Origin of the sequence: Janthinobacterium sp. LPB2021202312-11-4 (genome assembly GCF_037049705.1) — a bacterium.
Taxonomy (GTDB): domain Bacteria; phylum Pseudomonadota; class Gammaproteobacteria; order Pseudomonadales; family Pseudomonadaceae; genus Aquipseudomonas.
The window spans coordinates 47,849-61,140 of sequence record NZ_JBAGKV010000018.1 but is presented as its reverse complement, the minus strand read 5'-3'; the positions used below and the strand labels follow the sequence as shown (position 1 = coordinate 61,140).

Genomic DNA, 13,292 nt, shown 5'->3' with positions numbered 1-13,292 from the left:
ATGTGAACCCCGTAGGAGCAAGGCTTGCCCGCGAAGGGCTCAACTCGGTGCGGCGCCTTGCTTAGCCCTTGAGCACCCGCGCCAACGTCGACTTAACCTTACCCATCCCGTCATGCAACGCCTGTTCGATCTCAGCCATGGTGATCACCGCCGTGGACTTGCCCGCCCCCGGGTTCACCACCAGCGCGAGGCAGGCGTAATCGAGCTCCAGCTCACGGGCCAGCGCCGCTTCCGGCATGCCGGTCATGCCGACGATGTCGCAGCCGTCACGTTCCAGCTTCACGATTTCGGCAACGGTTTCCAGACGGGGGCCCTGGGTGCAGCCGTACACGCCATGACTGCTGTAGCCAACGCCTTCAGCGGCCAACGCGGCGATCAACTGCTGACGCAGCGGCTCGCTGTACGGGTAGCTGAAATCGATGTGGGTGACATGTTCCAAATCACCCGCGAAGTAGGTGTGCTCGCGACCGCTGGTGTAGTCGATCAGTTGATGGGGCACGCAGAAATGCCCGGTGCCCATCGCGGCGTGAATCCCGCCCACGGCGTTGACCGCCAGAATCGCTTCAGCGCCGGCCTGTTTCAACGCCCAAAGGTTGGCGCGGTAGTTGACCTGATGTGGCGGGAAGCGGTGCGGGTGACCGTGGCGCGCGAGGAACAACACCTCCTTGCCCGCGTACTCGCCGATATGGACTTCGGCCGATGGCGGACCGTAAGGCGTATCCACCGTCAGTGACTGACGAATGCTCAGGCCTTCGAGTTGAGTCAGCCCGGTACCACCGATAATCGCGTAGATCGTCATAACGAAAAGTCCTTATTCAATCAGTTGAGCGTCTTTGAGCGCACCGATAGCGGTGAGCCAGCGCGGGTCTTGACGGTATTCGATGCCGACGAACGATTGCCCGCGCATCCGCGCGATACGCGGCGACGGCGTGACCTTCATTCGCTGGGCAGCGCTCAGGGCCAGTTCGGCGGCCGCGCGATCGTTGCACACCAGGCCCATGTCGCAACCGGCGGTCAGTGCGGCTTCGATACGGCTGGCGGCATCGCCGACCACGTGGGCCCCGGCCATGGACAGATCGTCACTGAAAATCACGCCATCGAACTGCAACTCACCACGCAGAATGTCCTGCAACCAGCGGCGGGAGAAACCGGCTGGCTGGGCATCAACCTGTGGATAAATCACGTGGGCCGGCATGACGGCGGCCAGTTGCTTGCTCAGGCGCGCGAATGGCACCAGGTCGTTGGCGCGGATCTCGTCAAGGCTGCGCTCATCGGTGGGAATCGCGACGTGGGAGTCAGCCTCGGCCCAACCGTGACCCGGAAAGTGTTTACCGGTGGCAGCCATGCCGGCGCTGTTCATGCCGCGAATGAAGGCACCCGCGAGCAACGCTGCGCGCTCGGGATCGCCTTCGAACGAGCGGGTGCCGACCACGGCGCTGCGCTGGTAATCCAGGTCCAGCACCGGGGCGAAACTCAGGTCGAGGCCGACAGCGAGAACTTCGGTCGCCATGATCCAGCCGCACTGTTCGGCCAGGTATTCGGCATTCGGGTTGTCGGCGATGGCACGCATGGCGGGCAGACGAACGAAGCCCTGGCGCAGGCGCTGAACCCGACCGCCCTCCTGGTCCACTGCCAGCAGCAGATCAGGACGGATGGCGCGGATCGCAGCGCTCAGCTCACGCACCTGGCGCGGGTGCTCGATGTTGCGGGCAAAAATGATCAGGCCGCCCACTTCGGGCTGGCGCAACAATTGGCGATCTTCGGCCGTCAGCCAGGTACCGGCGACGTCCACCATCAACGAGCCTTGCAGGCCAGCAGTCATAGAGATTCCTTGAAAACGATAAACCCGCCTCGCACGGATTCGCCGCCGTGGGCGATGCCCGGCAGGTCGGCGATATCAATGGGGGGCGGGTTCAGAACGAGAGTCGGCATGGGCGGCTAGCTTAGCGGATGTCAGCTGCCGCGCCCACCCGTGTGCGGTTAAACCTTGGCGGCAACCGGTGCCGATTTGCTGCGCGGACGCAACTGCGCGGTGGCCATGGCCGTGTCGGTGACACCGGTTTCGGCACGCATGCCGGCGGCCAGGAACGGCACCATCAGGCGCATCACTTGCTCTATCGAGGTGTTGACGCCGAAATCGGTCTCGGCAATGGCGCGCAAGGCCTTGATCCCCGACATGCTGAACGCCGCGGCGCCGAGCATGAAGTGCACGCGCCAGAACAGTTCAATCGGCGGAATACGCGGCGCGGCTTCGTTGACCAGCATCATGTAGCGACGGAACACCTTGCCGTACATGTCTTCCAGATAACGACGCAAGTGGCCCTGACTCTGACTGAAAGCCAGGCCCAGCAAACGCATGAAGATCGAGAGGTCGTTGCCGCTGCGCGGTTGCACCACGAGGGCCTGCTCGACGAGGATTTCCAGCAGCTCTTCAAGCGTCGGCTTGTTTTCCGGCTTGGCCTGACGTCGCTCCAGCTCTTTATCGAGACTGAGGCAGAACGGCCCGAGGAAACGCGAGAAAACCGCCTGGATCAGCGCCTTCTTGGAGCCGAAATGATAGTTCACCGCCGCCAGATTGACTCCGGCCTTGCTGGTGATCAAACGCAATGAGGTTTCGGCGAAACCTTTTTCCGCGAACAACTGCTCGGCAGCATCGAGAATGCGTTCAACGGTTTCCGACTGGGCCATGGCTACTCCGCCTGACAAACACTTGTTTGAAACATACGTTTCAGCCCAGGCGTTGTCAAGCCTGGCGGTTCGTTTTGGGAATGGTCGGTCAGCTATTTAACCATACAACTCCGAAGCTTCAATCAGCGTGCTGATCGACCGTCCGGCGGTCGGTAAAAAAAGGGGCATTGCCAAGACGCTTTCACTGTATATAATCCCAGTCACTGTATAAAAAGACAGAGCGATCAATATGCTAAAGCTGACGCCACGCCAAGCAGAGATTTTGGCCTTCATCAAACGTTGCCTTGACGACAACGGCTACCCGCCAACCCGAGCTGAAATCGCTCAGGAACTGGGCTTCAAGTCGCCCAACGCGGCGGAAGAACACCTCAAGGCGCTGGCCCGCAAGGGCGCCATCGAGATGACCCCAGGCGCTTCTCGCGGCATTCGCATCCCTGGTTTCGAAGCCAAGACCGATGAGTCCACCCTGCCGATTATCGGTCGCGTGGCAGCCGGCGCGCCGATTCTGGCCCAGCAACACATCGAAGAGTCCTGCAACATCAATCCGACGTTCTTCCATCCACGCGCAGACTACTTGTTGCGGGTACACGGCATGAGCATGAAGGACGTGGGCATTTTCGATGGTGACCTGCTGGCCGTCCACACCACCCGTGAGGCCCGCAACGGCCAGATCGTGGTGGCACGGATTGGCGATGAAGTGACCGTCAAGCGCTTCAAGCGCGATGGCAGCAAGGTCTGGCTGATTGCCGAAAACCCTGAGTTCGCCCCCATCGAAGTCAACCTGAAAGATCAGGAACTGGTGATCGAAGGCTTGAGTGTCGGCGTGATTCGCCGCTAAAGGAGGCTTTATGCAGTTCCCACACACACCACAGCAAGCCCAACTGCCGTTGTTCGAGGCGTTCATGGCGCAACCACTGGCGCCGATTCTGAAAGATGTGGTCGAGTCGCCCTGGAGCGCCGAGCCCGAAGTCTTCAGTGAGCTGTCACTGCGTGGTGCGGCGGGGAGCTGCCTGAATCTTCTGGCGCCGATTCTTCGGGAATTGAGCCAGGACCAGGATGCACGCTGGCTCACCCTGATCGCCCCGCCCGCCAGCCTGACCCAGGCCTGGCTGCGAGACGCCGGCCTGAACCGCGAACGCATCCTTTTGCTGCAACCTCGCGGCACCCAGAGCGCTCAACAATTGACGTGCGAGGCCTTGCGACTGGGGCGCAGCCACACGGTCGTCAGCTGGCTCAACCCGCTGAATGCCAGCTCACGGCAACAGTTGATCAGCGCCGCCCGCACCGGGGACGCTCAAAGTCTGAACATTCGACTGGGCTAACTGACAATCAATGTGCGCCTTGAACAGCGCCAGGCTTCTCCAAGGATAGAGAAGCCGATGTGTAGCGGTATCAGCAGAAACCGACGGACGGGATCAATGCAGAATCCGAGGCTCTTCATCTTTATTGAATTCGCCTTCAACCAGGCGTCCCGCCATCTGCACACCAACGCTCAACATCGCCTTGGCGACTTCCACGTGATTGCCTTGCAGGAACGCTTTGGCGTCCTCGGAGAAATCCAAAGTAACCAGAGAACCCTCGTCCTCAGCCCTTCGAAGCTCGATTCGGCCGTCTGGTAACTCGACAATTTCTAGAAAGGACGTTGGCATAAAGGTCTGTTCTCCACGAAAGGCGGGGATTATATAGGCATCGGCCAGGCTTCGCTCGGGATCTTGACCAGAAGTCATCGCGAAGAAATATCTGTTATCACTCATCCTGAGCGGACAACCCAATGGGTCATCCGTCACATCGATCAATCTCTCAGCACTCGTTCAACCCTTCACGGAAGCGAAGCGCCAACCCTTTGAGGTTCTGACGCCAGCTCTCAAGTTCGTCTCGACTCAGCTCTTGCGCAGGCTCTTCATCGTCCAGGTTAACAGCCATGATCAGTGGCTGCGTCACGTCGCCCTTTGGCTTGTGCGGCACCCTTGGTGGCTGGAACAGTGCCGCGTGAGCCGCCAGCAGTTTGGCCAGCCAGGTTTCAGAGTTGTTAGCCAATTCGACCAGCTCAGCCATTTCCGGAATGGCGATGGCTTCCAGCACCTCGCGGGTCAGCAACATCTCCGCGCGCGGCGCATTGGCCTGCGGCAAACGATAGAAACCGGCGATTTCATGGCAGAGCCCCAGCAACGCACCGTACAGGTGGAACAGCGCCGATTCGCGTCCGGCCTGAATCAACGCCAGGGAGTTCATCGCCCGCCCCTCTTCAGCTCTGGCGAGCGCTTCGAGCGACAGGCCGGCGAAATAAATCTTCTGGTTGGTACGGGTATAGAGTTCGTGGGCCATGACGGCAGCCTCCACAGCGAAATATTTGCTTCACACAGGTCGGACAGTGTCGTGGATCACATGATCTGACCGCAAGCCCAAAACAAAAGGCCGCATGAAAATCCGAGGATTGTCATACGGCCTTTTATGTACAGCGTCTTTTAAGCTTTTGCGGCTGGTCGCTTGTCTTCAACCGTCCACTTGCCGCCGTCGTAGTAGGCTTTCCAGCCAGTCGGCTTACCGTCGACTTCTGTCTGCACGTACTGCTCTTTGGTCTTGCGGCTGTAACGGATCACGGAAGGCAGACCATCCGGGTCTTTCTTCGGCGCGTCACACAGGAAGTGGTACTTCGGATCAATCTCATCCTTGTGCGGCACGATCTCGATCACCAGCGGAGCACGAGTTTCGCGGTTTTTCGGGAACTGGCTCGCCGCCAGGAACAGGCCGGATGCACCGTCGCGCAGGATGTAGGTGTCGTTGACCTTTTCGCATTTCAGCTCAGGCATCTTCACCGGGTCCATCTTCGGCGGCGCCGCGTCACCGCTTTTCAGCAGCTTGCGGGTGTTCTTGCATGTCGCGTTGGTGCAGCCGAAGAACTTGCCGAAACGGCCGGTCTTGAGCTGCATCTCGCTGCCGCACTTGTCACATTCCAGGCTCGGACCTTCATAGCCCTTGATGCGATAACTGCCTTCTTCGATTTCGTAGCCATCGCAATCCGGGTTGTTACCGCAGATGTGCAGCTTGCGCTTCTCATCCAGCAGGTAAGCATCCATTGCCGTGCTGCAGATCGGGCAGCGGTGCTTGCCGCGCAGAACCAGGGATTCCGACTCACCCTCGTCGTCCGCAGCGATTTCATCGCCCGGCACCAGGTTGACGGTGGCCTTGCAGCGCTCTTTCGGAGGCAGGCTGTAGCCCGAACAGCCGAGGAACACGCCGGTCGATGCAGTACGGATCTGCATCGGACGGCCGCACACCACGCATGGAATGTCGGTCATGACAGGCTGGTTGGCACGCATGCCGCCTTCAGCGCTTTCGGCTACTTCAAGTTTTTTCTTGAAGTCACCGTAGAACTCATCAAGCACGCTTTTCCAGTCGCGTTCGCCCTGGGCCACGTCATCGAGGTTCTCCTCCATGCCGGCAGTGAAGCCGTAGTCCATGAGGTTGGAGAAGCTCTCGGCCAGCCGCTCGGTGACGATGTCACCCATCTTTTCCGAGTAGAAACGACGGTTGTGCAGCGCCACGTAGCCGCGGTCCTGGATGGTCGAAATGATCGCTGCGTAGGTCGAAGGACGACCGATGCCGCGTTTTTCCATTTCTTTAACCAGGCTCGCTTCCGAATAACGGGCCGGCGGCTTGGTGAAGTGCTGGGTCGGATCAAGCTTGATCAGCTTCATCGCGTCGCCCTGGGCCATGTCCGGCAGCACATCATCATCGCCAGGCTTGGCAATTTGCGGCATGACGCGGGTGTAACCGTCGAACTTCAGGATGCGGCCCTTGGCACGCAGCTCGAAATCGCCGGCACCCACGGTCACCGTGGTCGACAAGTATTGCGCTGGCAGCATCTGGCAAGCGAGGAACTGGCGCCAGATCAGCTCGTAGAGCCGCTCAGCGTCCCGCTCCATGCCCGTCAGCTTGCTTGGCTCGGTATTGGCGTCGGAGGGACGAATCGCTTCGTGAGCCTCTTGTGCGCCTTCCTTGCTGCTGTAGACGTTCGGGTTTTCCGGCAGGTACTTCTTGCCGAACTCGCCTTCAATATAAGTACGCGCCATCGCCACCGCATCCACCGAGAGGTTGGTGGAGTCGGTACGCATATACGTGATGTAGCCCGCTTCGTACAAACGCTGGGCCATCATCATGGTTTTCTTCACGCCGAAGCCCAGGCGGTTGCTCGCGGCCTGCTGCAGGGTGGAGGTGATGAACGGCGCCGACGGCTTGCTGCTGGTCGGTTTGTCTTCACGCTTGACGATGCTGTAGCTGGAAGACTTGAGTTTCTCCAGCGCGGCCATGGCCTGGGTTTCGTTGAGCGGCTTGAACGCTTCGCCTTTCTCACGGGCCACGTCAAAGCGCACGGTGGCGCCCTTGGCGGTGCCGAGATCAGCGTGAACTTCCCAGTACTCTTCCGGGTTGAACGCGCGAATTTCACGCTCACGCTCAACCACCAGTTTGACCGCTACCGATTGCACGCGACCGGCGGACAGGCCACGAGCGACCTTGGCCCACAGCAGCGGCGAAACCATGTAACCCACCACGCGGTCGAGGAAACGACGCGCCTGCTGGGCATTTACACGGTCGATGTCCAGCTCGCCCGGCTTGGAGAAGGCTTCCTGAATCGCCTTCTTGGTGATTTCGTTGAACACCACGCGCTTGTAGCGGCTGTCGTCACCACCGATGGCTTCGCGCAGGTGCCAGGCAATGGCTTCCCCCTCGCGATCCAAGTCGGTTGCGAGATAGATGGTGTCAGCATCTTTGGCGAGCCGGCGCAGCTCTTCGATGACTTTCTCTTTGCCCGGGAGGATCTCGTACTTGGCTTTCCAGCCATGATCGGGATCGACACCCATGCGCGAGACAAGCTGCTTGCGCGCCTTCTCTTTCGGCGTGAGCACCGGACCTTCGCCCGCAGCGGCCTTGCCACGCTTGGCGGCTGGCTCTTTGCTGGCGCTAGCCGAACCGCTGGTGGGCAGGTCTCGGATATGGCCGATACTCGACTTCACCACGTATTGGTTACCCAGATACTTGTTGATGGTCTTGGCCTTAGCCGGGGATTCCACAATGACCAGCGATTTGCCCATGGATCAGAAAATTCCTGAATTCTAGAAGTGAAAGGCGGTTGGCGCCTGACGCGGCACCGCTATATATAGTGGCTACAAGGTGAGGTCAAGCGCAGGGTTCAGCGCGCACTCAGCTTATGGCTTGGAAAAAAGGCTCGGTTCGGCTTGCACCAAAGCAAAGCGTGGGACCTGTTCACCGTCAACCTCGACCGACTCCAGGAACATGCTCAAGGGACGCACCCAAAAGCCGTAATCGCCATACAGGGCTTGGTAGAAGACCACTTCTTCTTCGGTCTCGGAATGCCGCGCAACACTGAATACGCGGTACTGCGGACCTTTGTAATGTTGGTAGAGCCCGGGTTGTATCGGCATGGTTTGGCCCTCACTCAAATCTTTTCAAAATAAAAACAAAAATAAATTCAGAAAAACAAAAACCGGGGCACTTGGCCCCGGCTTCCATCAACGAGACGCTTAAACGCGTTCGAAGACGGTGGAGATGCCTTGGCCGAGACCAATGCACATCGTAGCTACCCCGAAGGTGCCGCCATTTTGCTTCATCACGTTCAGCAAAGTGCCGGAGATACGCGCACCGGAGCAACCGAACGGGTGACCCAGGGCGATCGCGCCGCCGTGCAGGTTAACCTTCTCGTTCATCTTGTCGAGCACTTTCAAATCTTTCAGCACTGGCAGGGCCTGTGCGGCGAAAGCTTCGTTGAGCTCGAAGAAGTCGATATCGTTGATCCCCAGGCCCGCACGCTTCAGTGCTTTTTGTGTAGCCGGAACTGGACCATAGCCCATGATCGCCGGGTCCACACCTGCCACCGCCATCGAACGAATCACCGCCAGAGGCTGGATACCCAGGTCTTGGGCACGTTGCGCCGACATCACGATCATGCACGAGGCACCATCGGTGATTTGCGACGACGTACCGGCTGTCACGGTGCCGCCCTTCGGGTTAAACGCTGGCTTAAGAGCTGCCAGGCTTTCCAGGGTGGTTTCCGGACGAATGGTTTCGTCGTAGTCGAACAGTTTCAGGAAACCGTTCTCGTCGTAGCCCTGCATCGGGATGATTTCGTCTTTGAACTTGCCTTCCAGGGTCGCCTTGTGGGCGAGCTGGTGGGAGCGCACGCCGAAAGCGTCCTGTTGTTCGCGAGTGATGCCGTGCATTTTGCCCAGCATTTCAGCGGTCAGGCCCATCATGCCCGAGGCTTTCGCCGCGTACAGGGACATGTGCGGGTTCGGATCGACACCGTGCATCATGCTCACGTGGCCCATATGCTCGACGCCACCCACCACGAACACATCACCGTTGCCGGTCATGATCGCTTGCGCAGCAGTGTGCAATGCGCTCATCGACGAACCACACAGACGGCTGACGGTCTGACCGGCAGCGGTGTGCGGGATCTGCGTCATCAGGGACGCCATGCGCGCGATGTTCCAGCCCTGCTCCAGGGTCTGGTTTACGCAGCCCCAGATCACGTCTTCGACTTCGTTCGGGTCAACCTTGACGTTGCGTTCCAGCAATTTGCTGATCAGGTGCGCCGACATGTCTTCAGCGCGGGTGTTGCGGTGCATGCCGCCCTTGGAGCGGCCCATCGGAGTACGACCGAAGTCGACAATCACGACGTCTCTTGGATTCAAGCTCATAAAATTTCACTCTCGCTCAAAAGTTGGGACGCTTAACCGAAGAACCGTTGGCCGGTTTTGGCCATTTCACGCAGTTTTGCGGTCGGGTGGTACAGCGCGCCCAAATCAGCGTACTGGTCAGCCAGGGCAACGAACTCTGCAACACCGACCGAGTCGATGTAGCGCAGCGCACCGCCACGGAATGGAGGGAAACCAATACCGTAGACCAGACCCATGTCGGCTTCGGCGGCGGTTTCGACAATGCCGTCTTCCAGGCAACGCACGGTTTCCAGGCACAGCGGGATCATCATCCAGTTGATGATGTCTTCGTCAGTGACTTCGCGCTGCTCGTAAACGATCGGCTTGAGCACTTCCAGCACCGACGGATCGGCAACCTTCTTCTGCTTGCCCTTCTTGTCGGTCTCGTAAGCGTAGAAACCCTTGCCGTTCTTCTGGCCCAGGCGCTTGGCTTCGTAGAGCACGTCGATGGCCGAACGGCGATCGTCTTTCATGCGGTCCGGGAAGCCTTCAGCCATTACGTCACGACCGTGGTGACCGGTGTCGATGCCGACCACGTCCATCAGGTATGCCGGGCCCATTGGCCAGCCGAATTTTTCCATGATCTTGTCGATACGGACGAAGTCCACACCGGCGCTGACCAGCTTGGCGAAACCACCGAAGTACGGGAACAGTACGCGGTTGACCAGGAAGCCCGGGCAGTCGTTGACGACGATCGGGTTCTTGCCCATTTTCTTGGCGTAGGCAACGGTGGTGGCCACGGCCAGTTCGCTGGACTTCTCGCCACGGATCACTTCAACCAGCGGCATCATGTGCACCGGGTTGAAGAAGTGCATGCCGACGAAGTTTTCCGGACGCTTGAGGGCTTTGGCCAGCAAGGTGATGGAAATGGTCGAGGTGTTGGACGCGAGGATGGTGTCCTCTTTGACGTGGCCTTCGACTTCGGCCAGTACGGCTTGCTTGACTTTAGGGTTCTCGACGACCGCTTCGACCACCAGGTCCACGTGACCGAAATCACCGTAGGACAGGGTCGGACGAATGCCGTTGAGCACTTCAGCCATTTTCGCCGGGGTCATGCGACCTTTATCAACGCGGCCAACCAGCAGTTTGGCGGCTTCAGCCAGGCCTTGCTCGATGCCGTGCTCGTTGATGTCCTTCATCAGGATCGGCGTACCTTTGGAGGCCGACTGATAAGCGATACCACCACCCATGATGCCGGCGCCCAGTACGGCAGCCTGCTTCACGTCTTTGGCGATTTCGTCGTAGGCCTTGGCCTTTTTCTTCAGCTCCTGATCGTTCAGGAACAGACCGATCAAGCTCTGCGCGGCAGAGGTCTTGGCCAGTTTGACGAAACCGGCGGCTTCGATTTCCAGCGCTTTGTCGCGACCGAAGTTCGCAGCTTTCTGGATCGTCTTGATCGCTTCAACCGGCGCCGGGTAGTTCGGGCCAGCCTGACCGGCAACGAAACCTTTGGCGGTTTCGAAAGCCATCATTTGTTCGATTGCGTTCAGCTTGAGTTTCTCAAGCTTCGGCTGGCGCTTGGCCTTGTAGTCAAACTCGCCGGAAATGGCGCGCTTGATCAGCTCCAGGGCGGCTTCCTGCAATTTCTCAGGAGCAACCACTGCATCGACGGCACTGACTTTCAGCGCGTCTTCAGGGCGGTTTTCCTTGCCGGAGGCGATCCACTCGATGGCGTTGTCGGCACCGATAAGGCGCGGCAGGCGCACGGTGCCGCCGAAGCCTGGGTAGATGCCCAGTTTGACTTCTGGCAGACCGATCTTGGCCTTGGTGGACATGACGCGGTAGTCCGCCGCCAGGCACATTTCCAGACCGCCGCCCAGGGCGATACCGTTGATCGCGGCGACAGTCGGGACGTTGAGGTCTTCGAAATCGCTGAAAATCTTGTTGGCTTCGAGGTTGCCAGCGACAAGCTCTGCATCAGGCAGCTTGAAGTTCTCGACAAATTCGGTGATGTCGGCGCCGACGATGAAGACGTCCTTGCCACTGCTGACGATCACACCCTTGATCGAAGCATCTGCCTTGATGGTGTCTACGGCCTGACGCAATTCGTTCAGGGTTAGACGGTTGAACTTGTTGACGGACTCACCCTTGAGATCGAACTTGAGTTCGACGATGCCACTTTCAAGAGCCTTAACCGTGATGGCTTTACCTTCGTAAATCATCAACTGATCTCCACGATATGGAAGCTGAACAGTACACGTCGGACGCAGGCGAATGGCTCGGCAGGACGCTTTTCGTCGATGCTAACGCCAATCCACCCGGCACACCCGCCAACGCGATAGTCGGGATTCTGTAGGAGCGGTCTGAAATACAAACGCTCAATTCATACGCCCGTTTGATTTGGGTACGCCACCTTCACGGAATTTCCGACAATTGTCAATCGCCTAAAACGCGGGTTTAAACGCGACTTTCCGGTCACTTCCGTAACGCGAAGATCTGCAACACGCGGATGCATGTGAGGCCATTCATAGAATCAATAGTTAGAAAAGTCGCCCTAATTCGCGGCAACCTGCGTTTAAGCAGCTACGCTGGCGGGACGTTGAGGAAAAATTTAAACGCTTTTGGCGAATGCCCGGCGTAAGATCAGCGCCACATAGAATTTCCGGCCTGCCTGGCCAACTCCAGCCCGATGATGATGTCGGGCTTTTTATTGCCTGTCTGTCAGGTGCTGGCGCTTGTTTGTGTAGGAGCTGCCGCAGGCTGCGATCTTTTGATTTTGCCCTTAAAAACAACGTCAAAAGATCGCAGCCTGCGGCAGCTCCTACGAGGATTGTGTTTCAGGCCAAAGCCTTCAAGGTGGCGTCTATTTGCTGGAGAACCGTCGCCTCGCCCTTTTCGCCCCAATACAACGTGATCATCTGCTTGTCGGCTTCGATCTTGTAGACGTTGTCGGGCAATTTTTCGAAATGGTTGAGCAGCGCCCGATCCTCACAGACCTCCTGCCACTGATTGACCCACACACCCGGCGACTTTTGCCAGTAGCTCCAGCACACCGGTTGATTGCCCCGGCGCGGCCGATGGTACTGCGCACACGGGCTTGGCGGCTCCTGGCTCAGCCAGTGCGGCCACTCCTGGGGCGCCAGTTGCATGGCCAGGCCGATGCGTCGCGCCTCCATGCGCAAGGCCATGCGACCACTCTGGTGGCGGGACGGTCGCAACCATGCCAGTGGACTCAGTACCACCAGCAGGATTGACACCACTATCCAGACCGTCATATCTGTACTCCCGATTCTTGATGAGCGCATTCAGTCACTCTGGAACCAATGCGCTTGAAACCAGCCATACTTACCAATATTGCAATCCTCAGGAGGAGCACCTCATGCCCTACCACCATATTCTGGTCGCTGTAGATCTAACCGAAGAGTGCGATCCTGTAATCCACCGCGCTCGCGAACTGTCGGTGAGCAACGGCGCGAAGCTGTCCCTGGTGCACATTGTCGAACCGATGGCCATGGCCTTCGGTGGCGACGTGCCGATGGACCTGTCACAACTGCAACAGCAGCAGTTCGACCAGGCCCGCGAACGCCTTGACCGACTGATCCTGAAGTACCCGGAACTGACCAAGGAGTACAGCCACCTGACCTACGGCCAGCCGCGACAGGAAATCCATCATCTGGCCAAGGAGCAAGAGTGCGACCTGATCGTGGTGGGCAGCCATGGCCGGCACGGGCTGGCATTGCTGCTGGGCTCGACCGCCAATGACGTATTGCATGGCGCACCTTGCGATGTGCTCGCGGTGCACCTGATCAAACGTTGACCCCGGTAGGAGCTGCCGAAGGCTGCGATCTTTTGATCTTGGCTTTCTTGAAGATCAAAAGATCGCAGCCTTCGGCAGCAAGATCAAAAGATCGCAGCCTTCGGCAGCAA

At 58.7% G+C, this 13,292-nt stretch carries 13 protein-coding genes; 3 read left to right on the top strand and 10 right to left on the bottom strand.

All coding sequences use genetic code 11. The features are described from left to right. Window positions 1-61 precede the first annotated feature (61 nt). The 3 genes from V5E99_RS19430 to V5E99_RS19420 all read right to left on the bottom strand — a co-directional run bounded on the left by V5E99_RS19430 (window position 62) and on the right by V5E99_RS19420 (window position 2,688). Entirely contained in the window at window positions 62-799 is a 738-nt protein-coding gene (locus V5E99_RS19430; RefSeq protein WP_499803886.1) for an S-methyl-5'-thioinosine phosphorylase, read from the bottom strand. 12 nt (window positions 800-811) lie between these two features. After that, the gene (gene nagZ, locus V5E99_RS19425) at window positions 812-1,822 is read right to left on the bottom strand and encodes a beta-N-acetylhexosaminidase (protein ID WP_499803885.1); all 1,011 of its coding nucleotides are present in this window, start codon (window positions 1,820-1,822) and stop codon (window positions 812-814) included. A 158-nt stretch (window positions 1,823-1,980) separates the two neighbouring features. Further along, on the bottom strand, window positions 1,981-2,688 hold the full coding sequence (locus tag V5E99_RS19420) for a TetR/AcrR family transcriptional regulator (protein ID WP_007907768.1): 708 nt from the start codon (window positions 2,686-2,688) through the stop codon (window positions 1,981-1,983). Window positions 2,689-2,917: 229 nt separating this feature from the next. Between V5E99_RS19420 and lexA the strand changes: the two genes are divergently transcribed. After that, on the top strand, window positions 2,918-3,526 hold the full coding sequence (lexA, locus tag V5E99_RS19415) for a transcriptional repressor LexA (RefSeq protein ID WP_499803884.1): 609 nt from the start codon (window positions 2,918-2,920) through the stop codon (window positions 3,524-3,526). 10 nt (window positions 3,527-3,536) lie between these two features. Beyond that, window positions 3,537-4,010 (top strand): SOS-induced cell division inhibitor SulA, encoded by a 474-nt coding sequence (sulA, locus tag V5E99_RS19410; protein ID WP_499803883.1) that lies wholly within the window; start codon window positions 3,537-3,539, stop codon window positions 4,008-4,010. A gap of 93 nt (window positions 4,011-4,103) precedes the next feature. Here sulA and V5E99_RS19405 read toward each other — a convergent pair whose 3' ends face one another. The 7 genes from V5E99_RS19405 to V5E99_RS19375 form a co-directional block, all read right to left on the bottom strand. Further along, window positions 4,104-4,484 (bottom strand): hypothetical protein, encoded by a 381-nt coding sequence (locus V5E99_RS19405; protein ID WP_499803882.1) that lies wholly within the window; start codon window positions 4,482-4,484, stop codon window positions 4,104-4,106. Window positions 4,485-4,488: 4 nt separating this feature from the next. Then, window positions 4,489-5,013 carry a DUF6586 family protein gene (locus V5E99_RS19400; RefSeq protein ID WP_499803881.1) on the bottom strand — a complete coding sequence of 175 codons (525 nt, stop codon included), beginning with the start codon at window positions 5,011-5,013 and terminating at the stop codon, window positions 4,489-4,491. A gap of 140 nt (window positions 5,014-5,153) precedes the next feature. Further along, window positions 5,154-7,781: a type I DNA topoisomerase gene (topA, locus tag V5E99_RS19395; RefSeq protein WP_499803880.1), complete on the bottom strand. Its 2,628-nt coding sequence runs from the start codon at window positions 7,779-7,781 to the stop codon at window positions 5,154-5,156. A 114-nt stretch (window positions 7,782-7,895) separates the two neighbouring features. Beyond that, on the bottom strand, window positions 7,896-8,132 hold the full coding sequence (locus tag V5E99_RS19390) for a DUF1653 domain-containing protein (protein ID WP_007953059.1): 237 nt from the start codon (window positions 8,130-8,132) through the stop codon (window positions 7,896-7,898). A 99-nt stretch (window positions 8,133-8,231) separates the two neighbouring features. Further along, window positions 8,232-9,407, bottom strand: coding sequence for an acetyl-CoA C-acyltransferase FadA (gene fadA, locus V5E99_RS19385; protein ID WP_010456360.1), 1,176 nt, complete (start codon window positions 9,405-9,407; stop codon window positions 8,232-8,234). Between the two features lie 32 nt (window positions 9,408-9,439). Further along, window positions 9,440-11,587 carry a fatty acid oxidation complex subunit alpha FadB gene (fadB, locus tag V5E99_RS19380; RefSeq protein WP_499803879.1) on the bottom strand — a complete coding sequence of 716 codons (2,148 nt, stop codon included), beginning with the start codon at window positions 11,585-11,587 and terminating at the stop codon, window positions 9,440-9,442. Between the two features lie 615 nt (window positions 11,588-12,202). Then, window positions 12,203-12,640, bottom strand: a complete 438-nt coding sequence (locus V5E99_RS19375; protein ID WP_499803878.1) for a hypothetical protein — start codon at window positions 12,638-12,640, stop codon at window positions 12,203-12,205. 104 nt (window positions 12,641-12,744) lie between these two features. Here V5E99_RS19375 and V5E99_RS19370 point away from each other — a divergent pair, with 104 nt between their 5' ends. Next, window positions 12,745-13,182, top strand: coding sequence for a universal stress protein (locus tag V5E99_RS19370; RefSeq protein WP_499803877.1), 438 nt, complete (start codon window positions 12,745-12,747; stop codon window positions 13,180-13,182). Window positions 13,183-13,292: the final 110 nt, after the last annotated feature.